Source organism: Paracoccus sp. TOH (genome assembly GCF_030388245.1).
In the GTDB taxonomy this organism is placed as follows: domain Bacteria; phylum Pseudomonadota; class Alphaproteobacteria; order Rhodobacterales; family Rhodobacteraceae; genus Paracoccus; species Paracoccus simplex.
Genome location: NZ_CP098360.1, coordinates 1,109,064 through 1,135,751, shown reverse-complemented (window position 1 = coordinate 1,135,751; position 26,688 = coordinate 1,109,064). Strand labels below are relative to the sequence as shown.

Here is a 26,688-nt window from a genome sequence, read left to right as displayed (position 1 = left end):
GCGTCACAGCGCCGTATAGCCGCCGTCCACCAGGTGATAGCTGCCGGTGATGAAGCTGGCGCGGTCCGACAGCAGGAAGACGACCAGCCCCGCCACCTCATCCGCCCGGCCCAGCCGGCCGATGGGGTGCCGGCCGACCAGCGCCTTCTTGGTGTCGCTGTCCAGCTGGTCGAGCAAAGGCGTGTCGATGAAGGCCGGGCCGACCGAGTTCACCCGGATGCCCTTCTGCGCATATTCCAGCGCCGCGTTCCTGGTCATGCCCACCACCGCATGCTTGGCCGAGACATAGGCCGCCGCCCCGTCGAAGCCGACCGAGCCGAGGATCGAGGCCATGTTCACGATCGCCCCGCCGCCGGCGTCCAGCATGGCCGGGATGCCGTAGCGCATGCCGTAGAAGACCGCGTTCAGGTTCACGTCGATGACCCTTCGCCAGCCGTCCAGCGGATAGTCCCCGACCGGCGCGCTGGGGCCGCCGATGCCGGCATTGTTCACCAGCAGATGCAACCCGCCCAACCGCTTGGCGACCTCGACCGCCTTCTGCACCTGCTCGGGGTCCGAGACGTCGCCCGCCACCGCCTCGGCCCGGCCGCCGGCCGCGACGATCCGGGCGGCGGTGGCGCGGGCGGTTTCCTCATGCAGGTCGGCGGCCACCACCGTGGCGCCCGAAGCGGCAAGCTCCAGCGCGATCGCCTCGCCCAGCCCCGAGCCGGCGCCGGTCACCAGCGCGATCCTGTTGTCGAAACGAATGTCCATGCGACCCTCCTGCGCGGTTCCGGGGCATCATAGCACCTGCGGGGATCACGTCCCTGCGGCCGATCGTATCAATGCCGCGCCGCCGGCCGGGATGCCCCGGTCACAGCGGCCCGGTCTGCCACAGCCGGATCTTCAGCCCGCCATGCGCGACATAGGGGCCCGGTTCGCGAAACGGCAGGCCGGTGGCGCGGGCCAGCGGCGCCTCGCTGGTCACCAGCCCGACGCGCCAGCCGCGGAAACGCTCGCGCAGCGCCTCGCCCAGCGCCGCATGCAAACCGAACAGCGGCCCCTTGTTGCCGATGCGCGCGCCATAGGGCGGGTTGACGATGACAAGGCCCGGCGGTCCCTCGGGCCGTTCCAGCTCGCCGATCGGGCGGTTCTCGAAGCGGGTCCAGCTTTCCAACCCGGCGCGCTCGGCATTCTCGCGGCTCATGCGGATGGCGCCGGGGTCGCGGTCGCTGCCGTGATAGCGGATCGCGGCCGGTGCCGGCGGGATGGCGGGGGCGGCGCGCATCGTCTCCCATGCCGGCGCGTCGAAGCCCGGAAGCTGCTCGAAGGCGAAATGCCGCATCCGGCCGGGACGCAGGCCCGCCGCGATCTCGGCCGCCTCGATGACGAAGGTGCCCGAGCCGCACATCGGGTCCAGCACCGGCTCGCGCCCGTCGAAGCCGCATTGGCGCAGGAACATCGCCGCCATGGTCTCGCGCATCGGCGCCTTGCCGACCGCCTGCTTGTGGCCGCGCCGGTGCAGCGACTCGCCGGATGTGTCCAGGCTGATGGTGCAAAGGTCGTCTTCCAGGCGGATCTTCAGCGTGACCGGCGCGTCCTCGGCGACCGGGGCGCCGATGCTGTCGCGGATCGCGGCCTCGATGCGCTGGGTGATGGCGCCGGCGTGATAGATGCGCGACTTGCGGCTGCTGGCCTCGATGCGGATCGGCACGTCCGGGCGCAGCCAGTCCGCCCAGGGAAAGCGGCGCGCCCGCTTGTCGAGCTGCGCCGGGTGCATGGCGCGAAAGGCGCCGATGCGGGCCAGCACCCGGGTCGCGCCGCGGATGTCCAGATTGGCCCGCCAGACATCGGGCCAGCCGCCGGTGAAGCTGACACCGCCGGGCTGCGGCTGCGCGTCGTAGCCAAGCGCGCGCGCCTCCTCGGCCAGCGGCTGCTCGAGGCCCGGGGTGGCGACCAGGAAGATCTCCATCCGCCCCGGATCGGCGGCCAGCGGCGCGGCCTCGGGCTGCGGCCGGGGCGGGGTTCTGCTGGGCGGGGTCTTGCTGGGCGGGGTCTGGGCGGTGCGGGGTTTCATCGGGTTCCGGCAGGCGAAAGGGTCCCGCATCATGCGCCGTGGCGCAGGCGAAGGCAATCATCCCCTTTCCGGCGACAGTGTTCCCCGACTGGCGCCATTTCCAGCCATGCCGGCCGCGCCTATCTTGGCGGCAACGGAGAGTCCTTCGGGAACAAGGAGACCATCATGGCCAGCAGCGATGCCCCCATCCAGATCGGCCGGGTTGCGCTGATCGTCAACGACCTGGACAAGGTGGGGGATTTCTATCGTTCCGCCATCGGCCTCGAACGGCTTGCGGGTGGCGGCGAGGAGCTGGTGCTGGGCGCCGGCGACCTGCCGCTGCTGGCGCTGCGCCGCGACCGCGCCGCCCGCCATCGCCCGCGCGAGGCCGGGTTGTTCCACACCGCCTTCCTGCTGCCCGACCGCGCGGCGCTGGGGCGCTGGCTGCGCCATGCCGCCGACCGGCAGATCGGCCTGGACGGCGCCTCGGACCACCTGGTCAGCGAGGCGCTTTATCTGCGCGACCCCGAGGGCAACGGCATCGAGATCTATGCCGACCGGCCCCGCTCGGCCTGGCAGACCGATGGCCGCGCGGTGCGGATGGACAGCATCGCGCTGAACCTGCAGGGCCTGCTGGATGCGGCGGATGCGCCCTGGGCCGGCGCACCCGCGGGCAGCGTGGTCGGCCATGTCCACCTGCAGGTCGGCAATGTCGCCGAGGCCGAGGCATTCTACATGAACCGGCTTGGCATGGATCGCAGCGCCCATATGTTCGGCGCCAGCTTCTTCGCCACCGGCGGCTATCACCATCACCTGGCGGGAAACATCTGGAACAGCCGCGGCGCGGGGCCGCGCAGCGCCGATGCGGCCGGGCTGGCCGAGGTGGTTCTGGTGGCCGATGCCGATGCGCTGGCGGCGCTGGGGGCGGTGGAGTTCAGCGATCCCTGGGGCACGAAGCTGCGCGTCGAACCGAAGGGTTGAGCCGGGGGCCGGGGGGCTCTGCCCCCACGCCTTTCCGGCCCCGCGACGGGGCCGGAAAGGCGTTCCCCCGGGGTATTTGGAAACGGTGAAATCAGGCCGGGCGCCAAAGGCCGTGCCGCCGGGCGAAGCGCAGCTCTTGCCGCGGGCGGAAGCCGGGCTCGTCCATCGGCGCGACATGGCGTTCGACGATCAGGTCCGGGCCGCGGAAATCCAGCACCGCGAATTCGTTCTGCCGGTCGTCCGGCCGAGCGCAAAGCGCGGTGCCCGCCTGCACCTGCAGGACCGGGCGGCCGGTTTCGCCCAGAAAGGCGCCGATCGACCACAGGTGCAGGTGGCCGCTCAGCACCAGCTGCACGCCGTCGGTCTCGAAGCGCGTCAGGGCCGATGCGGCGCCCTTCATCAGCGCCTTGTCCACCTGCGGGCGTTGCTGCAGCGGGTGGTGCAGGGCGACGATGTTGGTGCAGGACGGGTCCAGCCCGGCGATCACTCGCGCCACCTGCGCCGGGGTGATGATGCCGCGCTGCCAAGCCATGGGATCGACGCTGTTCAGCCCCTGCACCCGCACCGCGCCGACATGGCCGACCGGCTCGAGCGTTTCGGCGATGGCGCGGCGCCAGCGGACATAGGGCTGCATCATGCGGTCCGAGAGCTTGTAGAGCGGGATGTCGTGATTGCCCGGCACCGCGATCAGCGGCGCCTCGATCCGGCGCAGGAAGGCCGCCGCCCGGGCGAATTGCGCCGAGCGGCCGCGATGGGTCAGGTCGCCCGTCACCACGACCAGATCGGCGCGGGCGGCATTCACCAGGTCCAGCAGCGGTTCGATCAGCGAAGCGCGCTCATAGCCGAAATGCAGGTCCGAGAGATGCAGGATGCGCGTCATGCCGCGTCCCGCCCGCCGCTGCCGGCCGGCACGAGCACCTTCAGCGCCCCCTTGCGCACCCGGATGGCAAAGGGCGAATCCATCCAGGTCTTTTCGCCGTCATGGGCGACATATTCATGGCGCGGCACGGTCTCGATCTCGAAGGATTCGGCGCAGATCAGGTCGAAATCGGCATAGCGCGCCGTCTTGCCCATGGCCAGCCGCAGCGCCGAGCGCACCAGCGGCGTCGGGCGTCGGGCCCGCGCCACCAGCAGCGCCAACTGGCCCTGGCGCACGCAATCGGCGCCCTCGAGCCCGAACATGTCGAGCTGGTAGGCGCTTTTCGCCACAAAGGCGAGCGCGGTGGTGAAGCGCTGTTCCCGCCCCCTGGCGCGCACCGTCAGCCGCAGCGGCCGGCGCAGCGTCCAGAGCGCCACCAGCGCCGACCAATAGGCCGCCACCCGCGACCGGCCCCAGCGCCGGTAGATATTCTCGCGCCGTTTCAGGATTTCCGGATAGGCGCCGAAGCTGACATTGTTGAGAAAGATCGTGCCGTTCATCTCGCCGATGTCGACGGCGCGGATCCGGGGGGACTCGAAGACCTTCAGCGCCTCCTCGACCGTCTCGCCCGAGCCGAGATCGCGGGCGAAATAGTTGAAGGTGCCGCCGGGGATCACCGCCATGGCGCTGTCCGTGCCGGCCACGGCGCTGGCCACCGCCGCCTGGGTGCCGTCGCCGCCGGCCGCGACGATCAGGTCGAAGCCCTGCGCGACCGCCTGTCGGGCCATGGCGGGCAGGTCCGAGCCCGCCTCGGTGCCGCGGATCTCCAGCGCGGCCACCCGCCCCTGCAGCGCCTTGCGCAGTTCGCCGGCGATGTCGCGGCCCTGCTTGCGGCCCGAGCCCATGTTGACGATCGTGCAGACCCGCGCCGTGGCAAGGGAAAACGCCGCCCCGGCGGGCGGATCGCGCTGTTCTGTCATATTCTGGCCTCATCGCGGTTGCCTGCCGGAACACGGCGCGGGGGCGGCCGGTTCCCGACGGTCTTGACGGGCGGTTGCGGCTTTTCGCCCCTGCCGGATAATCCTGATCTTTTTACTTGCCTTTGGCCGGCGGCTTTGCCAGATTGCGCGCGGGAAGCCGAGGGGCGGGGTGCTGGTCATCCGGTCCCGGCCAGCCGCGCCGTTCCGGGCCAGCGGCGGCTCGCCACCCGAAACGGCCACTGCCTGAACCCAAAGCGGGAGAAATTCTGCCCCGAAGACCCGACCGCAGCATGGGCCATGACTGCGTCGCCCGCGCCCATCCGGCCGCGCGCCCCCGCCCTGATTGGGGACGAAATCCTTTGAAACGAGATGCATGATGAACATCCGCCTGTCCGACGCGCCCAAGAAGACGGCGTCGCTTGTGCCTGATCCAGTCCTGTTCGGTTTCGAAGGTCCGTCGGGGCGCGTGCTTGGCCGCGGCGCCGCCCGGCGCCTGCCGCCGGGCAATGCCGCGACGCTGGACGCACGGGTGACCGGGGCCTTGGCCTCGATCCCGGCAGAGGGGGTGATCGGCGGCGCCCTGCCCTTCGACCGGGCGGCTGAGGACTGCCTGTGGCAATGCGACGGCCAGCCGGCCCCGGCCCCGGCCCCGAACGGCATCGCCCCCGCGGGCCTGCCCCTGCAGGACTGGCGGCTGACGCCCGAACCGCAGGCCGGCGACTATGCCCGCGCCGTGGCCCGGGCGCTGGCGGTCATGTATGAGGAATCCGGCCGGCAGGACGCGCTGGAAAAGATCGTGCTGGCCCGCAGCCTGCTGGTCGAATCGACCGCGCCCATCCCGGTCGAGGCGCTGATGTCGCGGCTGCATGCCGACCGCACCGTCACCGCCTTTCGCGTCGCCCTGCCCTCGGGTCCGGCGCATCCGCAGGGCCGGATGCTGTGCGGGGCCACGCCGGAGCTGCTGGTGGAAAAGACCGGCAAGCGCATCGTCTCGCATCCGCTGGCGGGTTCGGCGCGGCGGCTGGCCGATCCGGTGGCCGACCGCGCCGCGGCCGAGGCGCTGTCCAATTCCGGCAAGGACCACCGCGAACATGCGCTGGTGGTGGAATCCATCCTTGACACGCTGGCGCCCTGGTGCCGCGCGCTGAGCTGCCCCGAGGGCACCTGCATCGCCTCGACCCGCAGCATGTGGCACCTGGGCACCCGCATCGAGGGGCGGCTGCGCGACGCGGACACGCCCTCGGTCGTGCTGGCCTCGGCGCTGCATCCGACGCCGGCGGTCTGCGGCGTGCCGATGGCGCGCGCGGCGCGGCTGATCGGCGAGCTTGAACCCGTGGCCCGGGACTTCTATGCCGGGGCGGTCGGCTGGTGCGACGCCCGGGGCGACGGCGCCTGGTATGTCGCCATCCGCTGCGCCGAGATCAGCGGCCGGCAGGCGCGGCTTTATGCCGGGGCGGGGATCGTTCCCGGCTCGGACCCGATGGCCGAGGCCGCCGAGACCGGCGCGAAATTCGGCGCTTTCCTGGCCGCACTGGGCCTGCCGCAGGATGCGGGCCTGGCCGGGGTGGCGCGCAAGGACGGAGAGAACTGATGGCCCTGCCCGGCATCGCCCCCTATGCCCCCCCGACCGAGGCCGAGCTGCCCAAGGCGCGCGGTCCCTGGCAGCCCGACCGCGACCGGCTGGCGCTGCTGATCCATGACATGCAGCGCTATTTCTGCCGCCCCTATCCCGAGGGCGCGCCGCTGGCGCCGGTGGTCGACAATATCGCGCGGCTGATCCAGGCGGCGCGGGCGGCGGGCGTGCCGGTGTTCTACACCGCGCAGCGGGGCGACCAGTTCCGCCCGGATCGCGGCCTGCAGGCCGACCTGTGGGGGCCGGGCATGAGCGCCGTCCCCGAGCACGAGGAGATCCTGCCGGCGCTGGCCCCGGCCGCGGGCGACATCGTGCTGGTCAAGCATCGCTACAGCGCCTTCCAGCGCTCGAACCTGGACCATCTGATGCGGGCGCGTGGCCGCGACCAGCTGATGATCTGCGGCGTCTATGCCCATATCGGCTGCCTCGCCACCGCCGTCGAGGCGTTCCAGCGCGACATCGAGGCCTTTGCCGTGGCCGATGCGCAAGCCGATTTCTCGCGCGAGAAGCAGGACATGGCCATGGCCTGGATCGCCGCCACCTGCGGCGTGGCCCTGTCCACCCGGCAGGCACTGACCGCGCTGCAAGCAGAGGTGAAGTCATGCGCCTGACCGGATTTCAGGGCAAGACCGCCATCGTCACCGGCGCGGCCGGCGGCATCGGCCGGGCCGTGGTTGCCGCGCTGCTGGAGGCGGGGGCGAAGGTCGTCGCCACCGATACCGAGACCGCGCTGGCCGCGAACCCGGTCGCGGGCGCCGAGAACCGGGCGCTGGACGTGCGCGACGGCGCCGCCACCGAGGCGCTGGTGGCCGAGGTCGAGGCCGCGCATGGTCCGCTGGGGCTGGGCGTCCATGCGGCCGGGGTGCTGGCCGTCGGGCCGCTGCTGGACCTGGCGCCCGAGGAATGGGAGCGGGTGATCGGCGTCAATGCCACGGGCAGCTTCAACGTCACCCGCGCCTTCGGCCGCGCCATGGTGCGCAACGGCGGCGGCTCGATCGTCGCGGTCAGCTCGAACGCGGCGGGGATTCCGCGCCTGAACATGGGGGCCTATGCCGCCTCGAAGGCGGCGGCGACCATGCTGATCCGCTGCCTGGGGCTGGAACTGGCGGCGCAGGGCGTGCGCTGCAACATCGTCGCGCCGGGCTCGACCCTGACGCCGATGCAAACCGGCATGTGGACCGAGGACGGCGGCGCCGGCGAGCGCGCGGTGATCGAGGGCAGCCTGGAGGCCTATCGCACCGGCATCCCGCTGAAGAAGCTGGCGACGCCCGAGGACATCGCCGGCGCGGTGATGTTCATGCTGTCCGAGCAGGCGGGCCATGTCACCATGGCCGACCTGTATGTCGATGGCGGCGCGACGCTGCGCGCCTAGATCCGGGACGCGATCAGCGCCCACCAGTTGTCCAGCGTCGGCTCGCGCGCCAGTTCCTCGAAACTGGCCTCGACGCCCATTTGCTTCAGCTCGGATGAAAAGGTCATCACCGCGATCGAATCGAGCCCGTACAGGACCAGGTTCTCGGCCGGTTCGATCTCGCATTCGTCCTCGATCATCGTCTGGACCCGCGCGGCCAGCCATTCGGGGCTGAGATCGGTCTTTTCGGCACTATCCATCATTCGTCCTTTCAGGCGGTTTCGGCCACGAGGCTGTCGCGCAGGCGGCGCTTGTCGATCTTGCCCACCGCGGTCAGCGGCAGTTCGGGCAGGAAGCGGAACCGGTCGGGCAGCTTGTATTCGGCCACGCCCAGATCCAGCAGGTGCCGGCGCAGCGCCGGCGGCGAATGCTTGCCCGCCCCGTCGCGCAGCACCAGGAAGGCGCAGCTTTTCTCGCCCAGATGCGCATCGGGGGCCGCGACCAGCGCGGCATGGGTGATGTCGGGATGGCGCACCAGCAGGTTCTCGATCTCCTCGGCGGCGATCTTCTCGCCGCCGCGGTTGATCTGGTCCTTGATGCGGCCGACGACACGCAGATTGCCGCCCTGCCGCAGCACCACGTCGCCCGAGTGATAGAAGCCTTCGGCGTCGAAGGCCTTCGCATTGTGCTCGGGGCTGCGGTAATAGCCCCGGAAGGTATAGGGGCCGCGCGTCGCCAGCGCGCCGGGCGTGCCGTCGGGCACCGGGTTGCCGTCCTCGTCCAGGATGCGGACCTCGTCAGCCGGGCTGATCGGCCGGCCCTGGGTGGTGAAGACCACCTCATCCGGGTCGGTCAGGCGGGTGTAGTTCACCAACCCCTCGGCCATGCCGAAGACCTGCTGCAACCGGCAGCCCAGCAGGTCCGGCACCCGCCGCGCCGTCGCCTCGGCAAAGCTGGCGCCGCCGACCAGCATCAGCTCGAGACTGTCGATCTGCGCCCGGCAGGCCGGCTCGCCCTCGACCGCACGCAGCCACAGCGCCACGGCGGGCGGGACCAGCGGCACCATGGTGACGCGTTCGCGTTCGATGATGCCGAAACAGGTCAGCGGTTCGGGGCTGGGGGCCATGACCACCGTTCCGCCGGCATGGAACACCCCCAGCACGCCGGGCGAGCTCATCGGGAAGTTGTGCCCCGCCGGCAGCGCGCAAAGGAACCGCGTGGCCGAGGTGACGCCGCAGATCTCGACGCTGGCGCGGATGCTGTAGTCGTAATCGTTATGGGTGCGCGGAATCAGCTTCGGCGTGCCGGTGCTGCCGCCCGACAGCTGGAAGAAGGCGACCTGATCCGCCGGCGTCGGCCCGGCCCCCGCCGGCAGATCGGCGCCATCGGCCAGCCAATGGGTCAGGCTGCGTTCGGGCGCGTCCTCGCCCAGCAGCAGCACATGGCCCACCCTGCCGGCGCGCAACGCGTCCGCGAAGGCGTCGTCGCGGAACAGCTCGTGCTGGCGCGAGGCGATGACCACGCGCGGCGCGATCTGGCGGACATATTCCGAAAGCTCCAGCCGGCGATGGCTGAACAGCGCGTTGACCGGCGCCACACCGATGCGCAGCAGCGCAAAGAAGACGATATAGAACTCGGCCACATTGGGCAGCTGCACCACCGCCGTGTCGCCATGGCCCAGCCCCTGCCCTGCCAGCCGCGCGGCCAGGTTGCGCGACAGCCGGTCCAGCTCGGCATAGCTGAAGCGCCGGTCGCCGCAGACCAGCGCCTCGGCTCGGGGATTGGCGGCAAGCTGGGCATCAAGGATATGGGTCAGCGGCTGGTCGATCCAGTAGCCGGCCTCTCGATAGCGTTGCGCGAGATCCTGGGGCCAGGGACTGAATTCGATCATGGGGGCACCTGCTTTGGGTCGGCAATTCCGTCGCAACAACCCGCACACGGCGCCTGCGGCACCTTGACGGGTGTTAATAGTTGAGTATTTTTATCCAGCTTTCTCTCTCGAAGCAAGCCAGCCGCGGCTTCCGGGTCGCAATCAAGCCAGCACTCTCTCGGTCCGACGCCAAACTCCCTTGGGGGAGAGGGGATTTCATGACGCATCACCACGCCGAGGGGCTCTGGATGCCCTTGACCCTGGCGCAACTGGATTTCTGGGAAGAATTCCGTTTCCATCCCGGCGAGGCCGTCTCGACCGTCGCCCATGCCGTGGAATTGCGCGGCGTCGCCGATCCCCCGGCGCTGGCCCGGGCCATCGAAGGCACCATCGCCGAAACCGACATCATGGCGCTGCGCTTCGGCCTGGGCGCCGACGGCCAGCCGGCCCAGCGCATCGAGCCCCAGCGCCGGCCGATGCTGCGCCAGATCGACCTGTCGCAGCGCCCCGATGCCCGCGACCATGCCTTCGCGCTGATGCAGGCCGATGTCGATGCGGCGCTGGACCTGCTGGAGCAGCCCATCGCGGCGCAATGGCTGATCCGGCTGGCCGAGGGGCATTACCTCTGGTTCAACCGCGGCCATCACATCGCGCTGGACGGCTATGCCATGACGCTGATCGAGCAGCGCTGCGCCCGGCTTTACGCCGCCGCGCTGGACGGCAAGGATCCCGGCCCGGCGCTGCGCCCCTTCGCCGCCTATCTGAACGAGGAACTCGACTATCGCGCCAGCCCGCGCCATGCCGCCGACGGCCGGCACTGGGCCGGGGTCCTGGCCGCCGAGCCGCCCCCCAAGGTGCTGCGCAAGGGCTCCGAGAACTACCCGGCCGAGGCGCTGGCGGCGGCACACGACCTGTCCGGCCTGCGCGACGCGCTGCTGCGCCAGGCGCAGGCGGTCGGCATGGGCTGGCCGGACCTGCTGACGGTGCTCTGCTCGGCCTGGGCGGCGCTGCATCTGCCGGACGGCTCGGCCGAGCGCCTGCGCGACGCGCAGGACCGCGTCTCGATGCCGGTCTGGCTGCCCTACATGAGCCGCATGGGCAGCGTCGCGGTCTCGGTCCCGGCGCTGGTGGTGAACATCCTGCCGCTGGACGTGACGCTGGACGAATCCGAGCCGCTGGCCGAGGCGCTGGCCCGGCTGGGCACGCGGCTGCACAAGCTGCGCCGGCACGGCCGCTATCGCATCGAACAGATCGCCGAGGATTACGGCATGGAGCCGCGCAGCCGCTTCTTCTTCTCGCCGCTGATCAACGTGCTGCCCTTTGACGAGGCGCGCTTCGCCGGCTGCGACACCACGCGGCATGTGCTGTCGAACGGGCCGGGCGACGGCTTCAACATCACCATCCGCAGCGATAGCGGGGCCCGCGGCCTGGAACTGCTGGTCGAGGCCGATCCGACCCTGACCCCGCCCGGGGATTTCGCCCGATTGGCCGGGGCGTTGCCCCGCTTTCTGGCCGCGGCGCTGGCGCCGGAAAACCTGTCGCGGCCGCTGTCGGCCCTGGCCTGACGGCTTGCCTTTGTCCCCGGCCCGCGCCCATCCTGCGCGGACCGGGGATAAGGAAGGGATATGGACAGCGACATCCGGCCGGCCGGCGCAGACGATCTTTCCACGGTCGCGGCGCTGGTCGAGGACGCCTATGGCCATTACGTCGCGCGCATCGGCCGCAAGCCCGGCCCGATGCTGGCCGACCACGCCGCGCGCATCGCCACCGGCGAGACATATCTGCTGGACGGCGGCGGCGCGGTGCTGGGGCTGATCGTGCTGGTCGCGCAGGCCGACGCGCTGCTGGTCGAGAATATCGCCGTGGCGCCGGGCGCGCAGGGCCGGGGCCTTGGCCGACGGCTGATGGGGTTCGCCGAAAACCGCGCCGGCGCCCTGGGCCTGCCCCGGCTGCGGCTCTACACCCATGTCGCCATGGTCGAGAACCGGGCCCTCTATGCCCGGCTCGGCTATGCCGAGACGCATCGCGTCCGCGAGGCGGGGCTTGACCGGGTCTATATGGAAAAGCCGCTGCCCTAGTCGCGCCCGGGAATGGGCGCCGCGGGGGCTGCCGAAGCGCTGGGAAGATAGTCGCGGCGAACGCAACCCTCCGCATCGCGGTCGCGCAGGCCGGGCGGCCGGTCCTCGGGCAGCTCGAACCCGGCGCAGAGGCGATAGCTGCGCGGCCCGGTCACCTCGTAGCGATAGGGCGCGCCGGTGAAGGGATCGGCCAGCCGCGCCTGCCAGTCGCATTGCGGCGTGGTCTCCAGCCGCGCCGGCAGCCGCCGGCCGTTGTTGTCGGCCAGGCAGCGCACCAGCGTGGCCAGCGCCGAAAGATCGCCCTCGCGCTGGCGGTCGCGGCGTTCCTTGCGGGCCTGGCCGGGGCCTCCGGTCAGCGCCAGCCCCAGCACGATGGCGATGGCGGCCAGCAGGCCGATGGCGATGGTCGGCCAGCGCCTAGTCATTCAGCTCTCCCCGGTAATAGGCGAAGACCAGCCCGGCCACTCCGGCCACCAGCGCGGCCTTGGCGGCGAACCGCGCCGTCAGTTCGCCGTTCAGCAGCGCATAGATGACGTAGATCCCGTCGCCCAGAAACACCAGCGAGGCGACCAGCAGCGTCAGCGAGGCGAACCACTTGCGCACCAGCGACCGCCGGCGCCCGGCATCGCCCCGGCTCATGCCCGCGACCTTGCGGTTGAGCAGCAGGAACACCGGCGCAAAGGCGATCAGCGAGGCGATGGACCAGCGCGCCGAACTGCCGGAGCGATAGGAATAGCCCTCGGCCGGGTCGGGAATCAGCCGGTCGATCAGCGCCATGCCCAGGTCGCAGACATGCCAGCCGATCATGCCCAGCGACAGGAACAGCAAGCCGTAAAGCAGCGCCTCCTGCGCCGAGGCATAGGGCCGCGGCCGCGGCACCGGCGGCAGGCCGGGCGACACCTCCCAGCCGTGGATCGCCTCGTCGATCTCGGGCTCGGACCAGCCGGCATGGGTCAGCGCCCGCGCGATCTGGTCCCGGTTGCCGCCCTGGGCCATGGCGTGGCGGACGAATTCGGATAGCTGGTCGGCTGGTTTCATCGGTGTCCCCTTCGCCGGCAGGTTTCGGCATGGCGGCCCGGCGGTCAAGCCCGGCCACCCGCCCGGCGGCCGGTTTCGCGCGCGGCAAGCGGCCGGCCGCGACCGCCGCGAAAATTTTCCCGGCGGCACGATTTTCCCCTTGCACGCCCCGGCGCGCTCCCATAAATGACGCCTCACCGAAGGCCAAGCGCCATCGGATACGGAGCGCGGGCGTAGCTCAGGGGTAGAGCATAACCTTGCCAAGGTTAGGGTCGTGAGTTCGAATCTCATCGCCCGCTCCAAAATCTTCCTTCGGGAATCAGCGAAAAGCGGCCTTCGGGCCGCTTTCGGCTTTTTGCGCGGCGATTCGCCGATTCGCGCCATCGCGCTGCCCCCTCTGGTCATTTTCCGCGAATCGGGTCTAGTATCGCAGCCATGTTGCCCCGCCTGTCATCCGGGACATCCGTCAGGAACAAGCTGCCGCGCTTCGCAACGACATCACCACCCGATTCGCGGCCAGCCCTAGCGTGAGGTGCTCATGCCGGCTCTGGAAGCTCTGATCGAAACCAAGTTGCAGCAACTCTCCGTGCCGCTGGGGGTGCGCCTGCCCTCGGGCAAGCGGCTGGGCCCGCCGGGGGTGCCCGTCACCCTGGCCTTCGACCATATGTCGGCGCTGGCGCAGCTCGCCGCCGGCCGGCTGGGCCGGCTGGGGGACGAGATCGTCACCGGCCGCACCCGGGTCGAGGGTTCGATGCGCGACCTGATGCAGGTGGTCGCGGCGCTGGCCCCGGCCGAGGGCCAGGCCCTGCGCCCCTCGCTGTGGCAGCGGCTGAAGAGCCGCGTCCATTCCGCCCTGCATCACAGCCGCGCACGCGACGCCGAACAGATCCGCTCGCATTACGATGTCTCGAACGAGTTCTATGCGCTGTGGCTCGACCCGCTGCGGGTCTATTCCTGCGCCTATTTCCGCGACCCGCAGATGTCGCTGGCCCAGGCGCAAGAGGCGAAGCTGGACCTGATCTGCCGCAAGCTCGACCTGCGCCCGGGCGAGCGGTTCGTCGATATCGGCGCCGGCTGGGGCGGGCTGCTGATGCATGCCGCCCGCCATTACGGCGTGGATGCGACCGGCATCACCCTGTCGCGCAACCAGTTCGAACATGTCAGCCGCCTGATCGAGGCCGAGGGCCTGGGCGAACGGGTGCGCATCCGGCTGTGCGACTATCGCGACCTGCGGCCCGAGCAGCCCTTCGACAAGCTCGCCTCGGTCGGCATGTTCGAGCATGTCGGCCGCGCCAACATGCTGACCTATTGCGAAACGCTGCGCCGGCTGCTGAAACCCGGCGGCATGGCGCTGAATCACGGCATCACCGCCGCCGGGCTGGACGACGCCATGGTCGGCGGCGGGCTGGGCGATTTCATCGAGAAGCACATCTTCCCCGGCGGCGAGCTGATCCATGTCAGCCACGCCATCCGCACCCTGTCGCAGGCCGGGCTGGAGATGGTCGATACCGAGAATCTGCGCCCGCATTACGCCAGGACGCTGTGGTGCTGGTCCGATGCGCTGGAATCGCAGCTGCCGCAGGCCGAACAGACGCTGGCCCGTTCCATGCCCCCCAGCCGGGCGGCCGAGGTGCTGCGCGCCTATCGGCTTTACCTGGCCGGCTGTGCGATGGCCTTCGAGCGGGGCTGGGTGGCGCTGCATCAGATCCTGCTGATCAATCCCGACCCGGCGCGCGGCTCGGAAGACATGCCCGGGGCGCATTCCGGCTATCCGTTCCGGCGCGACTATATCTATCGCTGAACGGCCGGGGCACGATTGTGCCCCGCCGCCGTTAACGGTAACATCCGCTCCCTGGATAAAGAACGGAGACGAGGGGCGATGACGCAGGCGACAATCGGGTTGATCGGTCTTGGCACCATGGGCGCGGCCCTGGCGCTGAACATCGCCGAGAAGGGCTTTCCCGTCGCGGTCTGGAACCGCACCACCGCAGTCACCCGCCGCTTCCAGGCCGAGGCCGGCGCGCTGGCCGATCGCGTGATCCCGACCGAAAGCCTGGCCGATCTGGTCGCCGCCATCGCCCCGCCGCGCGCCATCATCCTGATGGTCCCCGCCGGTCCGGCCGTCGACGACCAGATCGCGGCGCTGGCGCCGCTGCTCGGCCCGGAGGATCTGGTGATCGACGCCGGCAACGCCAATTTCCACGACACCGACCGCCGCGCGAGCGCCGGCCTGCCGATGCGCTTCCTGGGCATGGGCGTCTCGGGCGGCGAAGAGGGGGCGCGCCACGGCCCCGCCATCATGGGCGGCGGCGCCCGCGCCGACTGGGACCGCGTCGCCCCGGTCATGCAGGCCATTGCCGCCCGGGCCGAGGACGGCACGCCCTGCGCCACCTGGATGGGCGAGGCCGGCGCCGGGCATTTCGTCAAGACCGTGCATAACGGCATCGAATATGCCGACATGCAGATGATCGCCGAGGTCTACGGGCTGATGCGCGACGGGCTGGGCCTGCCCGCCGCCGCCATCGGCGAGACCTTCGCCGGCTGGAACCGGGGCGTGCTGAAATCCTATCTGGTCGAGATCTCGGCCGCCGTCGCCGCGGCCGCCGATCCGCTGACCGGGGCGCCGATGCTGGACGTGATCCTGGATGCCGCCGGGCAGAAGGGCACCGGCCGCTGGACCGCGATCGAGGCGCAGCACCTCGCCGCGCCGATCCCGGTGATCGAGGCGGCGGTGATGGCGCGCAACGTCTCGGCCCGCATCGCCGAGCGCCAGGCGGGCGAGGCGCGCTTCGGCGCCGCCCCGCAGCCGCTGGACCTGACGCCCGACCAGTTGGAGCAGGCGCTGATCGCCGGCAAGATCCTGTGCTATGCGCAGGGTTTCGCGATGATCGAGGCGGCGGGCCGCGCCTTCGGCTGGCAACTGGATCTGCCGGGGATCGCGCGGGTCTGGCGGGCGGGCTGCATCATCCGCTCGGCGATGCTGAACGACATGGCCACGGCGCTGGCCGAGGATCCGTCGCGCAACCTGGTGCTGGCGCCGTTCTTCGCCGAGAAGCTCGAGATCGCGATGCCGGCGCTGCGCGCGGTGGTGGCGCGGGGGATCACGGCCGGCCATGCCTTGCCGGCGCTGGCCTCGGGGCTGGGCTGGTTCGACATGATGCGCACCGGCCGCGGCACGGCGAACATGATCCAGGCGCAGCGCGATTTCTTCGGCGCGCATGGCTTCGACCGGCTGGACGGCCGGGACAGCCATCACGGGCCCTGGGGCGCCAAGGCCTGAACGAAGGACGCGCCGCCGCCGCCCGCGCCAGGCGGTGGCGAAGACGAAACACGGCGCCGGCGCGATACCCCCTTGACCCCGCGCCCTGAAAACCCTAGCAAACCCGAGGCTCCGGCGGGTTGGCGGAGAGGTTACGCAGCGGATTGCAAATCCGTGAAGACCGGTTCGATTCCGGTACCCGCCTCCAGATCCTTCAATGGCAGATCGTCGGACGGGCAAGCCGCGCGCCCCGCGCTGACCGCCTGTCCGAAGCGTGCCCCGACCGCGACGCGCCCCGACGCGCCCCGGCCCGGAGCCGCTATCAGTCCTCCGCCGCGACCTGCAGCAGGATCTTGCCGATATGCGCGCCGGCCTCCATGCGGCGATGCGCATCGGCGGCCTGGCGCAGCGGGAAGCTGCTGTCGATCACCGGCCGGACCGCGCCGGCCTCGACCAGCGGCCACAGCGTATCGCAAAGCTGCCGGGCAATGCCGGCCTTGGCGCGGTCCGATTGCGGCCGCAAGGTCGAGCCGGTCACCGTCAGCCGCCGGGTCATGATCTGGGCGAAGTTGATCTCGGCCTTGGGGCCGGCAAGGAAGGCGATCATCACCAGCCGCCCCTCCTCTGCCAGGCACTTGATGTTGCGGGCGATGTAATCGCCGCCCACCATGTCGAGGATCAGGTTCGCGCCGCCCGCCTTGCGCAGCAGCCCGACGAAATCCTCCTCGCGGTAGTTCACCGCGGTGGCGCCCAGCCCGGCGCAGGCGGCGCATTTCTCCTCCGAACCGGCTGTCGCCCAGACCCTGGCGCCCAGCGCCTTCGCCACCTGGATCGCCATGGTGCCGATCCCGGACGAGCCGCCATGCACCAGGAACCGCTCGCCCGCCTGCAGCCCGCCGCGCATCACCACGTTGGACCAGACGGTGTAGGCGGTCTCGGGCAGCGCCGCGGCGTCGCGCAGGGTCAGGCCGGCGGGGACCGGCAGCGCATGCTCGGCCGGGCAGGTGGCATATTCGGCATAGCCGCCGCCCGGCAGCAGCGCGCAGACCCGGTCGCCCGGCTTCCAGCGCGTCACCCCCCGCCCCACCGCCGCCACGGTGCCGGCGCATTCCAGCCCCGGCAGGTCCGATGCCCCCGGCGGCGGCGCATAGGAACCGGCGCGCTGCAGCGCATCCGGCCGGTTCACCCCCGCCCAGGCGATTCGGATCAGGATCTGGCCATGCCCGGCCGCCGGCACCGGCCGGGTGACGGGCGCCAATACTTCGGGACCGCCGGGAGAGGAGATCTCGACCGCCTGCATTACATCCGGAATCACCCATCGCCTCCTTTGCTGCCGTGGCGCGCATCGGGGCGCAACCTTCCGGGCAGCTTGTGATTTTCCGGCCGCCTGATCCAGCCCGTTGCAAGGCCGGCCAGCATGGAAACGCCGGGCAGCGCCCCGACCCGGCCCTTGAAGGTCTCGAAGCGCATCACCCCGTCGATGCGGCGGTCCAGGAAGTCGCGCGTCGCCTCGTGTTCGGGCGAATCGTCGCCCAGCCAGTAAAGCACCGTCGCGCCATAGACCGCCGACAGCGTGGCGCGCTTGGAATACCAGTTCACGTCCTCGGACCGGTCGCCAAGCGCGTCCCAGATGGCATCGGCGGTTTCCCAGACCAGCCGGGCGCCCAGGGTGGCGTTCTGCGGCAGGGCCAGAATCGCGGCCCCGGCCCGCGCCAGCTCCCGGTCGCTCAGCGCCAGGCGCTGCATCACCGCCGCGGCGACGCGGTCGCGAAAGCGGCCCTGCGGCGGGTGGGCGGCAAGCCGGGCGCCAAGCGCCGCATCGCCCCGGCGGTGATAGGCCGCGGCCAGGTCGGCGCCGCCGCGCGGCAGCCAGACCCGGGCCAGGGCCGGGTCCATGCCGATGTCGCGGGCGCCGGCGGCGATGGCATTGTCGCCCATGCCCTCGAAGACGACATGCGACAGGGCGGCCTCGACCAGCCGCTCGCGCTCGTCCTTCATGGCATCCGTCATGGCTCATTCCTCCTTGCTGCATGCACGGGCCCGGAAAATCTGGACAAAGCCGATTCGCCCTGCTAGAAGGCCGCGTCCTGCAAATCTGCTCAACTCTAACCTAGGAAGGTGGTGACAACCACATGCAGGTAAGTGTTCGCGACAACAACGTCGAACAGGCGCTTCGTGCTCTGAAGAAGAAACTTCAGCGCGAAGGGGTGTTTCGGGAAATGAAGCTCAAGCAGCATTTCGAGAAGCCCTCGGTCAAGAAGGCCCGTGAAAAGGCCGAGGCCGTCCGCCGCGCCCGCAAGCTGGCGCGCAAGAAAGCGCAACGCGAAGGCGCGCTGTAAGACGAGCGACACGTTCGTTTCAGGAAAACCCCCGCTTTCGCGGGGGTTTTTCATTCAGACCGGCAGCGCCGTGGTCTGCGCCACCGTGCGCAGCGAGAACGAGGAATGCATCTGCTGCACCCCCGGCAGCTTGGCCAGCGACTGGCGGTGGATGCGGGCGAAATCGTCGGTATCCTGCGCCACCACCTTCAGCAGGTAATCGGCCGAGCCGGCCATCAGGTGGCATTCCAGCACGTCGGGGATCTTGCGCACCGCGCGCTCGAAGGCTTCCAGCAGCTCGTCGGCCTGGCCCGACAGCGTGATCTCGACGAAAACCGTGGTCGGCCGCTCCAGCTTGCGGGCATCCAGAAGCGCGACATAGCCGCGGATCACCCCCGCCTCCTCCAGCCGCTGCACCCGGCGGTGGCAGGCGCTGGGCGACAGGCCGACCTCGGCCGCCAGATCGGCATTGGTCCGGCGGCCGTCGCGCTGCAGCACGGTCAAAATGCGGCGGTCCGTTGCGTCAAGCTCGATCATTGCTGAATATCCCCGCGCATCAGGCGCCAAGACGGGCGAATTCTTCGAAACTAGCCGGTTTTCCGGCGCAGTTTAAGCAGGAATTCTGATCCCGCCCATGCCACCATGCCGCCACAGGAGAGGAGGACCCCCATGAAGATCGGATGCCCGACCGAAATCAAGCCACAGGAATACCGCGTCGGCCTGACCCCCGAGGCGGTGCGCGAGGCCACGGCCCGCGGCCACGAGGTGCTGGTGCAGGCCGGCGCGGGCACCGGCTCCGGCTTTCCGGATCAGGATTACGCCGCTGCCGGCGCCCGCATCCTGCCCGATGCCGCCGCCGTCTTCGCCGAGGCCGGGATGATCGTGAAGGTCAAGGAACCCCAGGCGGCCGAGCGCGCGATGCTGCGCCGCGGCCAGGTGCTGTTCACCTATCTGCACCTGGCGCCGGACCCGGACCAGACCCACGGGCTGCTGGCCAGCGGCGCCACCGCCATCGCCTATGAGACGGTGACCGATGCGCGCGGCGGCCTGCCGCTCTTGGCGCCGATGTCCGAGGTGGCGGGCCGGCTTGCCCCGCAGGTCGGCGCCTGGACGCTGCAAAAGGCCAATGGCGGCTCGGGCGTGCTTTTGGGTGGCGTGCCCGGGGTGCGGCCGGCCAATGTCATGGTGATCGGCGGCGGCGTCGTCGGCACGGCGGCGGCGCGGGTGGCGGTGGGCATGGGCGCGAATGTCACCGTGCTGGACCGTTCGGTGCCGCGGCTCAGCTATCTCGACGACGTGTTCATGGGCCGGCTGACCACGCAATACGCCACCCAGGGCGCCATCGCCGAGCTGCTGCCCGATGTCGACATGGTGATCGGCGCGGTGCTGGTGCCGGGCGCCGCGGCGCCCAAGCTGGTGACGCGGGCGCAGCTTGCGCTGATGAAGCCCGGCTCGGTGCTGGTGGACGTGGCCATCGACCAGGGCGGCTGCTTCGAGACCTCGCGCCCGACCACGCATCAGAACCCGGTCTACGAGGTGGACGGCATCATGCATTACTGCGTGGCGAACATGCCCGGCGCGGTGGCCCGCACCTCGACCCGGGCGCTGGGGAACGCCACCCTGCCCTTCGTGCTGGCGCTGGCGGACAAGGGCTGGCGGCAGGCGCTGCGCGACGACCCGAACCTGCTGGCCGGGCTGGCGGTGCACGAGGGCGTTCTGGCCTCGGCCCCGGTGGCCGAGGCGCAGGGGCGGGGCTGGACCGCCGCCGCCCGCATGGTCGCGGACTGACAGGCCAGGGGCCGGCGCGCAAACCGCCGCGCCGGCCAGCGCAATCAGGCGCGCTGCGCGCGCAGCTCGTCGCGGATCTGCATCAGCAGGTCTTCCTGCGTCGGGCCGGCGGCGGCGGGCGCCTCCGCCTCCTTCTTGCGGATGGCGGCGCTTTGCACGCGGTTCACCGCCTTGACCAGCAGGAAGATCACCCAGGCGATAATCAGGAAATTGATCACCGCCGACAGGAAGGCGCCATAGGCAAAGACCGCGGCGCCGGAATCGCGCGCCGCCTGCAGGCTGGCGCCCTCGGGCACGTTGCCGCTCAGCACGAAATACCAGCCGCTGAAATCGGTGCCGCCAAGCAGGCCGATGATCGGGTTGATGAGATCGGTCACCAGAGAGTTGACGATGGCCGTGAAGGCCGCGCCGATGATGATGCCGACGGCCAGGTCAATGACATTGCCGCGGGCGATGAATTCCTTGAATTCCTTGAACATGGGCTTACCTTTTCCAGCCTGTTGCGCGTGTTCCGGCACAGGCTGCCATATCACGATTGTCCCTTGCAACATAGTCAGCACAGGAAACGACATGACGGCACTTCCCGATTTCCCGATCACCCGCCGCTGGCCGCCCCGGCGCCCCGACGTGATCCAGCTCTACACGCTGAACACGCCGAACGGCATCAAGACCTCGGTCATGCTGGAGGAATGCGGGCTCGCCTACGACGCCCACCGCATCAGCATCTCCGACCCCGAGGACCAGTTCACCCCGGAATTCCTGTCGCTGAACCCCAACAACAAGATCCCGGCGATGATCGACCCGGACGGCCCCGACGGCACAGCCATCGGCCTGTTCGAGACCGGCGCCATGCTGATCTATCTGGCCGACAAGACCGGCAAGTTCCTGCCCGCCTCGGGCGCGGCGCGCTACCACACCCTGCAATGGCTAATGTGGCAGATGGGCGGCGTCGGACCGATGTTCGGCCAGGTCGGTTTCTTCCACCGCTACAAGGGCCGCGAGATCGAGGATCCCCGCCCCCGCACCCGCTATTACACCGAGGCGCGGCGGCTTCTGGGCGTGCTCGACCAGCAGCTTCAGGGGCGGGACTGGATCACCGGCGACTATTCCATCGCCGACATGGCGGTCGGTCCCTGGCTGCGCACCGTGCGGGTGAATTACGAGGCCGAGGCGGAAACCGGCATGGACGGCTTCGCCAATGTGCAGGCCTATCTCGACCGTTTCCTGGCCCGCCCGGCGGTGCAGCGCGGCATCGAGATCGGCACCTGACCCTCCCCGCGCTGCCGCCCCCGCGGCAGCGCGCCCCGGACCCGCATCACCAGCGCCGCCGCCACAACCACGCCGGCGCCATGACGCCGCCGCCCGGCCGGGCTGCGGTCGCGGCCCTTGCGCCGCCTTGCGCCCGTCGGCGGCGCCGACAGGGACGAGCGGCGGGCCCCGGCAAGACGTTGCGCCGGCGCGACCCGGACCGGCGCGGGCGTCGGCGCAACCGTCCGCCGCTCACAGGCAGCACATCGGTGAAGGCTTCACCCGTCGGTCCGGCTCGGAACGGACGCAAGCCGGCCCGGCCCGGCCGCTCGGCGGCGGCCCCGTGCACGCATGGTGTACGCCCGGTGTACGCGCGCTGCACGGCTGTCACAGCAAAAAGCCCAGCATTTGCTGGGCTTTTCTTTGCATCCGCCCATGCCCGACCCCGCCGCAACGCGCGCTGCCGTTGCGCGGGGGACCATGGAAGCGTTGCGACACCGGCACGCGGCGCCCTCAGCTCCGCAGCACGCCGCCGGTGGCCTTGCTCACCTTCTCGACGATCTTGGCGCCGACCGCCTCGATCTCGGCATCGGTCAGGGTCTTGTCCTTGGGTTGCAGGCGGGCGGTGATGGCGATGGACTTCTTGCCGCCCTCCAGCCCGGTGAACTGGTCGAAGACCGTCACCCGCTCGATCAGCGCCTTGTCGGCGCCCGCCGCCGCATTCACCAGCGTCAGGGCCTCGACCTGCGCGTCCACGACGAAGGCGAAATCGCGCTCGACCGCCTGCAGGTCCGACAGCAGCAGCGCCGGCCGCGACGGCGTTTTCGCCTTGGGCAGCGGCACCGCCGCGAGGCGGAGGGTAAAGCCGACCGCCGCGCCCTTGATGCCGAAATGCCGCAGCACGCGCGGATGGATTTCTCCAAAGGTTGCCAAGGCATTGGGCCCCAGCGCGATATTGCCCGCCCGGCCCGGATGCCACCAGCCGTCCAGCTTGCGGTTGATCTGCGCCTTGGCCGATGCGCCGATGATGGCCAGCACCGCCTCGGCATCGGCCTTGGCGTCATAGATATCCACCTTGCGCCGCGAACCATAGGGATCGCGCGGCGCGGTGGCGCCGACCAGGATGCCGGACAGATGCAGGTCCTGCTCGCCCGGCTCGCCGCCATGGAAGACCGGGCCGCATTCGAACAGCGCCAGATCCATGAAGCCGCGCGCCTGGTTGCGCGCCGCCGCCGCCAGCAGGCCGGGCAGCAGGTCGGGGCGCATATGCGTCATCTCGCTGCTGATCGGATTCTCGATGCGGACGGCATCCGAACCGCCGCCGAACAGCGCCGCCGCCTGCACGTCGATGAAGCTGTAGGTGACGCATTCGTTATAGCCAAGGCTCGCCGCCATGCGCCGCGCCGCCTGCTCGCGGCGCTGCAAGGGCGTCAGCACCGGCTGCGGCACGCCCGCCTGCGGCCGCGGCAGCGGCTGGCCCTGCAATCTGGTCAGCGAAGCGATGCGCGCCACCTCCTCGACCAGATCGGCGCTGCCCTGCACGTCGGGGCGCCACGGAGGCACGAAAGCCTGATCGCCCTCCAGCCGGAAGCCCAGCGCCGCCAGGGTGGCACGCTGCTCGGCCTCGGGGATATCCATGCCGACCAGGCTGGAAATCCGCGCCGGTTCAAGCCGGTAGCTTCTGGTCGTATCCGGCGCCGCGCCCGCCGTCACCACCTCGGAGGCCTCGCCGCCGCACAGTTCCAGGATCATCCGCGTCGCCAGTTCCAGCCCCGGCAGGGTGAAGGCCGGGTCGGCGCCGCGCTCGAAACGATAGCGGGCATCCGAATTGATCTTCAGCGCCCGGCCTGCCGCGGCGATGGCGATCGGATCCCAATAGGCGCTTTCCAGGAAAACATCGGTGGTGGCGTCGTCGCAGCCGCTATGCTCGCCGCCCATGATGCCGGCGATGCTTTCCGGGCCGGTCTCGTCGGCGATGATCATGGTGCCGGGGGCGAAGGCATAGGTCTTGCCGTCCAGCGCCAGCAGCGCCTCGCCCTCGGCCGAGGCGCGTACCACCAGGTCGCCCTTGACCTTGCCGGCATCGAAGACATGCAGCGGCCGGTTCAGGTCGAAGGTGAACAGGTTGGTAATGTCGACCAGCGTGTTGATCGGCCGCAGCCCGATGGCGGTCAGCCGCTTCTGCAGCCAGTCCGGCGAGGGGCCGTTCCTGACGCCGCGGATCATCCGGCCGCTGAAGAACGGCGCCTTTTCAGCCATTTCCGGCGCGATCACCACCTTGATCGGCGAGACGAAGCTGCCGGGCACGGTCACGTCCGCGACCGGCTTCAGCCGACCCAGCCCGCGCGCCGCCAGGTCGCGGGCGACGCCATGCACGCCCAGCGCGTCGGGGCGGTTCGGGGTGATCTTGATCTCGATGACCGGATCGACCGCCTCGGGGCGGTGCGCGGCCAGCCAGTCCACGAATTTCTCGCCCACCTCTCCCGAGGAAAGCTCAATGATTCCATTGTGTTCGTCGGAAAGCTCCAGCTCGCGTTCCGAGGCCATCATGCCGTGGCTCTCGACGCCGCGGATCTTGCCGACGCCCAGGGTCACGTCGATGCCGGGCACGTAATCGCCGGGCTTGGCCAACACCACGGTGATGCCGGCGCGGGCATTGGGGGCGCCGCAGACGATCTGCTTCTCGCCCTCGTCCGTCAGCACCCGGCAGACCCGCAGGCGGTCGGCGTCGGGATGCTGGACGGCTTCCAACACCTTGGCAAGCGTGAATTTTTTCAGCTTCGCTGCCGGGTCGGTCACGCCCTCGACCTCGAGGCCGAGATCGGTCAGCGCCTCGGTGATCTCGTCGAGGCTGGCAGTCGTGTCGAGATGCTCCTTGAGCCAGGAGAGGGTGAATTTCATGGGCGAGGGCTCCGTCGGTTTGGGCGTCCCTTAGCGCATGGCGCAGCGGATTGGTAGGGTCGTGCACCGCCCCTGCCCGCCAGTCGCCGGTTTTCCAGCATTTGCCGGGGATTGGCGCGTGACCGGCGTACACCGCGCGTACACCGGCCATGCACCGGCCATGCACCGGCGGCCGGACAGCGGACCTTGTCGGGGCCGGGCGCCGCCCTATATGTGAATGAGATTAACATGGGCATGGGAGCCAATGGACACGCAACGGGAACTGCTGATCGAACAGAGGGTCGCGAATGACGCGAAATCGCCGCTGGTCGCCTATCTGCTGGCGATCCTGCTTTGGGGCTTCGGCGCGCATCGCATGTATCTGGGCCGCTGGGCCAGCGGCCTTGTCATGCTGGCGCTGTGGGGCCTGGGCTGGCTGACGGCGCCGATCCTGATCGGCTGGCCGCTGGTCGGGCTGGTCTGCCTGTGGGCGCTGGTCGACCTGTTCCTGATCCCCGGCATGATCCAGGACGACAAGGACGAGATGCGCCGGCGGCTGGGTTCGGGCCTGCGCTGAGCCGTCAGCCGGTGAACAGGCCCAGGGTGACGAACACCGCCGCCGCCGCCAGCCAGGCCGGCTTGTGCCGGTGGCCGAGGATGCCGAAGCCCAGGCAGGGCGCGGCAAGGAACCAGGGCCAGTGCCGCGCCAGCCCCGGCGCGGCGCCGCTGATCCAGCCCGGCGCCATCAGCGCCAGGACATAGCCGAGCAGCGCCAGCACCCCGAAATAGCAGGCGGCGGCCAGCCCGACCTCGAGCACGGCGCGCTCGGTCCGTTCGTCGTTCCAGCGATGCGGGCGGGTCAGGTAGCCGCGCGAAAGCGTCATCACCGTCACCGCCAGGAAGGTCGCCGCGGCGATGCCCAGCACCGGCAGCAGATAGGCCTGGGTGATGGCCGAGGCGACGGGCGCCCCTTCGGTCACCCGCCCGGCATCGACGAGGCCGAACAGGCTGATCGAGGCCATGAAGGCCGTGGCATAGGCGGTGAGCGTGGTGGGGTTCGACATGCTGGCCCTTTGTTGCTGGCGTGACGGAAGACTCGCGGTCGGGCGCAAGATAGCGGCGCGCGGCGGGGCTGTCATCTGACAGGGACGTGGGCGGCGGCGCGGGCGGCGGCTTGCGGCCGGGGGCCGGCCGGCGCAGGTTGCAGGCAAGGCGGGAACGGAGGGCGCAGTGAAGACGGTTCTGGTTGTGCTGGGCGTGGCGGCGATCTGCGGGACGGCGCAGTGGCTGTGGCACCTGGCGCGCGAATCGCCGCAGGGGCGGCTGATGATCGTGGCGCTGTGGGGCGTGCTGCTGGCGATGAGCCTGATCGCGGGCGAGCCCTGGGTGCTGGTGATGGGCGGCGCCACGGTGATGATGGGGCTGTGGGTTTATGCGGCGTGGCGGTGGTGGTGACCGGCACGGCAATGGCCTGCCGCTGCCGCGGATCGGCGGGCGCATCGCCGCCGGAAGGCTTCCCTGTCGCGCATGGACCGGATGCGGCGCGACATGCCCGGCATGTGACCCGCCCGGACCGGGACAACGACCGGGCTTTTCGGGACGCAGGGCCGGCGTTGCGTCGGGCGATGGTGCCGGCTGCGATGCCGCCCGGCGCGACCGTGCCGCTGCCGGATCAAGGGCAGCGCCCGCCCGAGACGGGGCAAAGCCCCGCCTGGTGGGCGGGCGGGAAAGTCCGTCGTGCCGACGGCCGAGCGGGTTGGGACGCGCTGTCAGGCGGGCTGCTCGAACGGATTGCTGGCGGGCTGCTCGGCCGGTCGTTCGAAAGGATTGCTCGGCGCCGGCGTTGCGAAAGGGTTGCGGCCGTTCGGACCCGTCTCCTTGATGCGCCAGCATTCGGAAACCATCTCCAGCGCCTTGGCGCTTCCTTGCAACGGCACCGGATAAACATCGCCGTTGGGAAAGATGACGCGCATTTCGCGGCCGTTTTTCATGCTGCTGAACAAGGCGCCATATTCCTCGGGCTTGGGCGAGATCATCATGGTCGATGCGGTGGGAAGGAGATCGTCGGCCCGCCGGCTGTTCGACCCCGCCACACCGAGAAACGCAACGCCATCGACATTGATCAGGACCGGACCCAGCAACTGGCCCCAGGGAAAGGCGAAGTCCTCATGATGATAAACGATGTCCAGCTCGTCACCATAGACCCGCAAGGTGATCCAGGCATTGCGGAATTCATGGGTCGCGGCGCAAGCCTTGATCGTACCGGCACCGGACCCGGTGATATTCTCGAATTGCCAGGCAAGGGCCTGCGAAGCTGAGAGCAGCGAGAAAACTGCCAGGGCGGGGATGATGCTGCCGCGCCGTTTCATGATGCACCTGCGAACCAGTCAA

The 26,688-nt window shown here is 70.2% G+C and carries 28 protein-coding genes and 2 tRNA genes; 15 read left to right on the top strand and 15 right to left on the bottom strand.

The window, feature by feature from the left end; genetic code table 11:
• Positions 1-3 precede the first annotated feature (3 nt).
• On the bottom strand, positions 4-753 hold the full coding sequence (locus tag NBE95_RS05635) for an SDR family NAD(P)-dependent oxidoreductase (RefSeq protein WP_289892943.1): 750 nt from the start codon (positions 751-753) through the stop codon (positions 4-6).
• 100 nt (positions 754-853) lie between these two features.
• Entirely contained in the window at positions 854-2,056 is a 1,203-nt protein-coding gene (locus NBE95_RS05630) for a class I SAM-dependent RNA methyltransferase (RefSeq protein WP_289892942.1), read from the bottom strand.
• A gap of 165 nt (positions 2,057-2,221) precedes the next feature.
• Between NBE95_RS05630 and NBE95_RS05625 the strand changes: the two genes are divergently transcribed.
• Positions 2,222-3,016 carry a VOC family protein gene (locus NBE95_RS05625; RefSeq protein WP_289892941.1) on the top strand — a complete coding sequence of 265 codons (795 nt, stop codon included), beginning with the start codon at positions 2,222-2,224 and terminating at the stop codon, positions 3,014-3,016.
• Positions 3,017-3,107: 91 nt separating this feature from the next.
• Here the strand turns inward: NBE95_RS05625 and NBE95_RS05620 are convergent, their stop codons facing one another.
• Positions 3,108-3,896, bottom strand: coding sequence for a metallophosphoesterase (locus NBE95_RS05620; RefSeq protein ID WP_289892940.1), 789 nt, complete (start codon positions 3,894-3,896; stop codon positions 3,108-3,110).
• Complete coding sequence (locus NBE95_RS05615; RefSeq protein ID WP_289892939.1) at positions 3,893-4,855, bottom strand: diacylglycerol kinase family protein; 963 nt, start codon at positions 4,853-4,855, stop codon at positions 3,893-3,895. Before NBE95_RS05615 ends, NBE95_RS05620 begins: the two co-directional genes overlap by 4 nt.
• Positions 4,856-5,276: 421 nt before the next feature.
• Here NBE95_RS05615 and NBE95_RS05610 point away from each other — a divergent pair, with 421 nt between their 5' ends.
• From NBE95_RS05610 to NBE95_RS05600, 3 genes are read left to right on the top strand one after another with little or no spacing between them, the layout of a single operon-like run.
• A complete protein-coding gene (locus NBE95_RS05610) occupies positions 5,277-6,446 on the top strand; it encodes an isochorismate synthase (protein WP_289892938.1) in 1,170 nt (389 codons plus the stop codon).
• Positions 6,446-7,099, top strand: coding sequence for an isochorismatase family protein (locus NBE95_RS05605; RefSeq protein ID WP_289892937.1), 654 nt, complete (start codon positions 6,446-6,448; stop codon positions 7,097-7,099). Before NBE95_RS05610 ends, NBE95_RS05605 begins: the two co-directional genes overlap by 1 nt.
• A complete protein-coding gene (locus tag NBE95_RS05600) occupies positions 7,090-7,860 on the top strand; it encodes an SDR family oxidoreductase (protein WP_289892936.1) in 771 nt (256 codons plus the stop codon). The genes NBE95_RS05605 and NBE95_RS05600 overlap by 10 nt, the downstream gene beginning before the upstream one ends.
• Here the strand turns inward: NBE95_RS05600 and NBE95_RS05595 are convergent.
• Together NBE95_RS05595 and NBE95_RS05590 are read right to left on the bottom strand one after the other, a co-directional pair.
• A complete protein-coding gene (locus tag NBE95_RS05595; protein ID WP_289892935.1) occupies positions 7,857-8,102 on the bottom strand; it encodes a phosphopantetheine-binding protein in 246 nt (81 codons plus the stop codon). The two genes, NBE95_RS05600 and NBE95_RS05595, sit on opposite strands and share 4 nt — an antisense overlap.
• A gap of 8 nt (positions 8,103-8,110) precedes the next feature.
• Positions 8,111-9,730, bottom strand: a complete 1,620-nt coding sequence (locus NBE95_RS05590) for a (2,3-dihydroxybenzoyl)adenylate synthase (RefSeq protein ID WP_289892934.1) — start codon at positions 9,728-9,730, stop codon at positions 8,111-8,113.
• A gap of 197 nt (positions 9,731-9,927) precedes the next feature.
• Between NBE95_RS05590 and NBE95_RS05585 the strand changes: the two genes are divergently transcribed.
• Entirely contained in the window at positions 9,928-11,274 is a 1,347-nt protein-coding gene (locus tag NBE95_RS05585) for a condensation domain-containing protein (protein ID WP_289892933.1), read from the top strand.
• Positions 11,275-11,334: 60 nt separating this feature from the next.
• Complete coding sequence (locus tag NBE95_RS05580) at positions 11,335-11,787, top strand: GNAT family N-acetyltransferase (RefSeq protein ID WP_289892932.1); 453 nt, start codon at positions 11,335-11,337, stop codon at positions 11,785-11,787.
• On the opposite strand, the gene NBE95_RS05575 is transcribed toward NBE95_RS05580, so the two are convergent.
• Together NBE95_RS05575 and NBE95_RS05570 are read right to left on the bottom strand one after the other, a co-directional pair.
• Positions 11,784-12,212, bottom strand: a complete 429-nt coding sequence (locus tag NBE95_RS05575) for a hypothetical protein (protein ID WP_289892931.1) — start codon at positions 12,210-12,212, stop codon at positions 11,784-11,786. The genes NBE95_RS05580 and NBE95_RS05575 overlap by 4 nt on opposite strands.
• Positions 12,205-12,825, bottom strand: coding sequence for a DUF5671 domain-containing protein (locus tag NBE95_RS05570; protein ID WP_289892930.1), 621 nt, complete (start codon positions 12,823-12,825; stop codon positions 12,205-12,207). The genes NBE95_RS05575 and NBE95_RS05570 overlap by 8 nt, the downstream gene beginning before the upstream one ends.
• Positions 12,826-13,031: 206 nt before the next feature.
• Here NBE95_RS05570 and NBE95_RS05565 point away from each other — a divergent pair.
• The 4 genes from NBE95_RS05565 to NBE95_RS05550 all read left to right on the top strand — a co-directional run bounded on the left by NBE95_RS05565 (position 13,032) and on the right by NBE95_RS05550 (position 16,271).
• Positions 13,032-13,106, top strand: a tRNA-Gly gene (locus tag NBE95_RS05565).
• A gap of 269 nt (positions 13,107-13,375) precedes the next feature.
• Positions 13,376-14,605, top strand: a complete 1,230-nt coding sequence (locus NBE95_RS05560) for a class I SAM-dependent methyltransferase (protein ID WP_289892929.1) — start codon at positions 13,376-13,378, stop codon at positions 14,603-14,605.
• A gap of 78 nt (positions 14,606-14,683) precedes the next feature.
• The gene (gndA, locus tag NBE95_RS05555) at positions 14,684-16,084 is read left to right on the top strand and encodes an NADP-dependent phosphogluconate dehydrogenase (RefSeq protein ID WP_289892928.1); all 1,401 of its coding nucleotides are present in this window, start codon (positions 14,684-14,686) and stop codon (positions 16,082-16,084) included.
• Between the two features lie 113 nt (positions 16,085-16,197).
• Positions 16,198-16,271: transfer RNA gene (locus NBE95_RS05550), tRNA-Cys, on the top strand.
• A 114-nt stretch (positions 16,272-16,385) separates the two neighbouring features.
• Here the strand turns inward: NBE95_RS05550 and NBE95_RS05545 are convergent.
• A complete protein-coding gene (locus tag NBE95_RS05545) occupies positions 16,386-17,363 on the bottom strand; it encodes an NAD(P)H-quinone oxidoreductase (RefSeq protein WP_289894842.1) in 978 nt (325 codons plus the stop codon).
• Between the two features lie 11 nt (positions 17,364-17,374).
• Positions 17,375-18,073: a COQ9 family protein gene (locus NBE95_RS05540; protein WP_289892927.1), complete on the bottom strand. Its 699-nt coding sequence runs from the start codon at positions 18,071-18,073 to the stop codon at positions 17,375-17,377.
• A 122-nt stretch (positions 18,074-18,195) separates the two neighbouring features.
• Here NBE95_RS05540 and rpsU point away from each other — a divergent pair, with 122 nt between their 5' ends.
• Entirely contained in the window at positions 18,196-18,402 is a 207-nt protein-coding gene (gene rpsU, locus NBE95_RS05535) for a 30S ribosomal protein S21 (protein WP_011748553.1), read from the top strand.
• 54 nt (positions 18,403-18,456) lie between these two features.
• On the opposite strand, the gene NBE95_RS05530 is transcribed toward rpsU, so the two are convergent.
• Entirely contained in the window at positions 18,457-18,915 is a 459-nt protein-coding gene (locus NBE95_RS05530) for an Lrp/AsnC family transcriptional regulator (RefSeq protein WP_289894841.1), read from the bottom strand.
• Positions 18,916-19,050: 135 nt separating this feature from the next.
• On the opposite strand from NBE95_RS05530, the gene ald reads away from it, so the two are divergent.
• Positions 19,051-20,169, top strand: a complete 1,119-nt coding sequence (gene ald, locus NBE95_RS05525) for an alanine dehydrogenase (protein ID WP_289892926.1) — start codon at positions 19,051-19,053, stop codon at positions 20,167-20,169.
• A gap of 44 nt (positions 20,170-20,213) precedes the next feature.
• On the opposite strand, the gene mscL is transcribed toward ald, so the two are convergent.
• Positions 20,214-20,648, bottom strand: a complete 435-nt coding sequence (gene mscL / locus NBE95_RS05520) for a large conductance mechanosensitive channel protein MscL (protein WP_289892925.1) — start codon at positions 20,646-20,648, stop codon at positions 20,214-20,216.
• A gap of 91 nt (positions 20,649-20,739) precedes the next feature.
• Here mscL and NBE95_RS05515 point away from each other — a divergent pair, with 91 nt between their 5' ends.
• Positions 20,740-21,438 (top strand): glutathione S-transferase C-terminal domain-containing protein, encoded by a 699-nt coding sequence (locus tag NBE95_RS05515; RefSeq protein ID WP_289892924.1) that lies wholly within the window; start codon positions 20,740-20,742, stop codon positions 21,436-21,438.
• 492 nt (positions 21,439-21,930) lie between these two features.
• Here NBE95_RS05515 and pheT read toward each other — a convergent pair whose 3' ends face one another.
• Complete coding sequence (gene pheT, locus NBE95_RS05510; protein ID WP_289892923.1) at positions 21,931-24,318, bottom strand: phenylalanine--tRNA ligase subunit beta; 2,388 nt, start codon at positions 24,316-24,318, stop codon at positions 21,931-21,933.
• Between the two features lie 244 nt (positions 24,319-24,562).
• Between pheT and NBE95_RS05505 the strand changes: the two genes are divergently transcribed.
• Positions 24,563-24,874: a TM2 domain-containing protein gene (locus NBE95_RS05505; RefSeq protein ID WP_289892922.1), complete on the top strand. Its 312-nt coding sequence runs from the start codon at positions 24,563-24,565 to the stop codon at positions 24,872-24,874.
• Positions 24,875-24,878: 4 nt separating this feature from the next.
• On the opposite strand, the gene NBE95_RS05500 is transcribed toward NBE95_RS05505, so the two are convergent.
• A complete protein-coding gene (locus NBE95_RS05500; protein ID WP_289892921.1) occupies positions 24,879-25,361 on the bottom strand; it encodes a hypothetical protein in 483 nt (160 codons plus the stop codon).
• A gap of 166 nt (positions 25,362-25,527) precedes the next feature.
• On the opposite strand from NBE95_RS05500, the gene NBE95_RS05495 reads away from it, so the two are divergent.
• On the top strand, positions 25,528-25,752 hold the full coding sequence (locus NBE95_RS05495; protein ID WP_289892920.1) for a hypothetical protein: 225 nt from the start codon (positions 25,528-25,530) through the stop codon (positions 25,750-25,752).
• 314 nt (positions 25,753-26,066) lie between these two features.
• On the opposite strand, the gene NBE95_RS05490 is transcribed toward NBE95_RS05495, so the two are convergent.
• Positions 26,067-26,666 carry a hypothetical protein gene (locus NBE95_RS05490; protein WP_289892919.1) on the bottom strand — a complete coding sequence of 200 codons (600 nt, stop codon included), beginning with the start codon at positions 26,664-26,666 and terminating at the stop codon, positions 26,067-26,069.
• Positions 26,667-26,688: the final 22 nt, after the last annotated feature.

What these genes read in the sequence shown, in the direction of transcription:
- rpsU (WP_011748553.1), top strand. Translation starts at nt 18,196, where the DNA reads ATGCAGGTAAGTGTTCGCGACAACAACGTCGAACAGGCGCTTCGTGCT.
- NBE95_RS05545 (WP_289894842.1), bottom strand. Translation starts at nt 17,363, where the DNA reads ATGCAGGCGGTCGAGATCTCCTCTCCCGGCGGTCCCGAAGTATTGGCG.
- NBE95_RS05570 (WP_289892930.1), bottom strand. Translation starts at nt 12,825, where the DNA reads ATGAAACCAGCCGACCAGCTATCCGAATTCGTCCGCCACGCCATGGCC.
- ald (WP_289892926.1), top strand. Translation starts at nt 19,051, where the DNA reads ATGAAGATCGGATGCCCGACCGAAATCAAGCCACAGGAATACCGCGTC.
- pheT (WP_289892923.1), bottom strand. Translation starts at nt 24,318, where the DNA reads ATGAAATTCACCCTCTCCTGGCTCAAGGAGCATCTCGACACGACTGCC.
- NBE95_RS05635 (WP_289892943.1), bottom strand. Translation starts at nt 753, where the DNA reads ATGGACATTCGTTTCGACAACAGGATCGCGCTGGTGACCGGCGCCGGC.
- NBE95_RS05625 (WP_289892941.1), top strand. Translation starts at nt 2,222, where the DNA reads ATGGCCAGCAGCGATGCCCCCATCCAGATCGGCCGGGTTGCGCTGATC.
- NBE95_RS05590 (WP_289892934.1), bottom strand. Translation starts at nt 9,730, where the DNA reads ATGATCGAATTCAGTCCCTGGCCCCAGGATCTCGCGCAACGCTATCGA.
- NBE95_RS05490 (WP_289892919.1), bottom strand. Translation starts at nt 26,666, where the DNA reads ATGAAACGGCGCGGCAGCATCATCCCCGCCCTGGCAGTTTTCTCGCTG.
- NBE95_RS05500 (WP_289892921.1), bottom strand. Translation starts at nt 25,361, where the DNA reads ATGTCGAACCCCACCACGCTCACCGCCTATGCCACGGCCTTCATGGCC.
- NBE95_RS05540 (WP_289892927.1), bottom strand. Translation starts at nt 18,073, where the DNA reads ATGACGGATGCCATGAAGGACGAGCGCGAGCGGCTGGTCGAGGCCGCC.
- NBE95_RS05620 (WP_289892940.1), bottom strand. Translation starts at nt 3,896, where the DNA reads ATGACGCGCATCCTGCATCTCTCGGACCTGCATTTCGGCTATGAGCGC.
- NBE95_RS05630 (WP_289892942.1), bottom strand. Translation starts at nt 2,056, where the DNA reads ATGAAACCCCGCACCGCCCAGACCCCGCCCAGCAAGACCCCGCCCAGC.
- NBE95_RS05595 (WP_289892935.1), bottom strand. Translation starts at nt 8,102, where the DNA reads ATGATGGATAGTGCCGAAAAGACCGATCTCAGCCCCGAATGGCTGGCC.
- NBE95_RS05600 (WP_289892936.1), top strand. Translation starts at nt 7,090, where the DNA reads ATGCGCCTGACCGGATTTCAGGGCAAGACCGCCATCGTCACCGGCGCG.
- NBE95_RS05605 (WP_289892937.1), top strand. Translation starts at nt 6,446, where the DNA reads ATGGCCCTGCCCGGCATCGCCCCCTATGCCCCCCCGACCGAGGCCGAG.
- gndA (WP_289892928.1), top strand. Translation starts at nt 14,684, where the DNA reads ATGACGCAGGCGACAATCGGGTTGATCGGTCTTGGCACCATGGGCGCG.
- NBE95_RS05505 (WP_289892922.1), top strand. Translation starts at nt 24,563, where the DNA reads ATGGACACGCAACGGGAACTGCTGATCGAACAGAGGGTCGCGAATGAC.
- mscL (WP_289892925.1), bottom strand. Translation starts at nt 20,648, where the DNA reads ATGTTCAAGGAATTCAAGGAATTCATCGCCCGCGGCAATGTCATTGAC.
- NBE95_RS05580 (WP_289892932.1), top strand. Translation starts at nt 11,335, where the DNA reads ATGGACAGCGACATCCGGCCGGCCGGCGCAGACGATCTTTCCACGGTC.
- NBE95_RS05615 (WP_289892939.1), bottom strand. Translation starts at nt 4,855, where the DNA reads ATGACAGAACAGCGCGATCCGCCCGCCGGGGCGGCGTTTTCCCTTGCC.
- NBE95_RS05515 (WP_289892924.1), top strand. Translation starts at nt 20,740, where the DNA reads ATGACGGCACTTCCCGATTTCCCGATCACCCGCCGCTGGCCGCCCCGG.
- NBE95_RS05575 (WP_289892931.1), bottom strand. Translation starts at nt 12,212, where the DNA reads ATGACTAGGCGCTGGCCGACCATCGCCATCGGCCTGCTGGCCGCCATC.
- NBE95_RS05585 (WP_289892933.1), top strand. Translation starts at nt 9,928, where the DNA reads ATGACGCATCACCACGCCGAGGGGCTCTGGATGCCCTTGACCCTGGCG.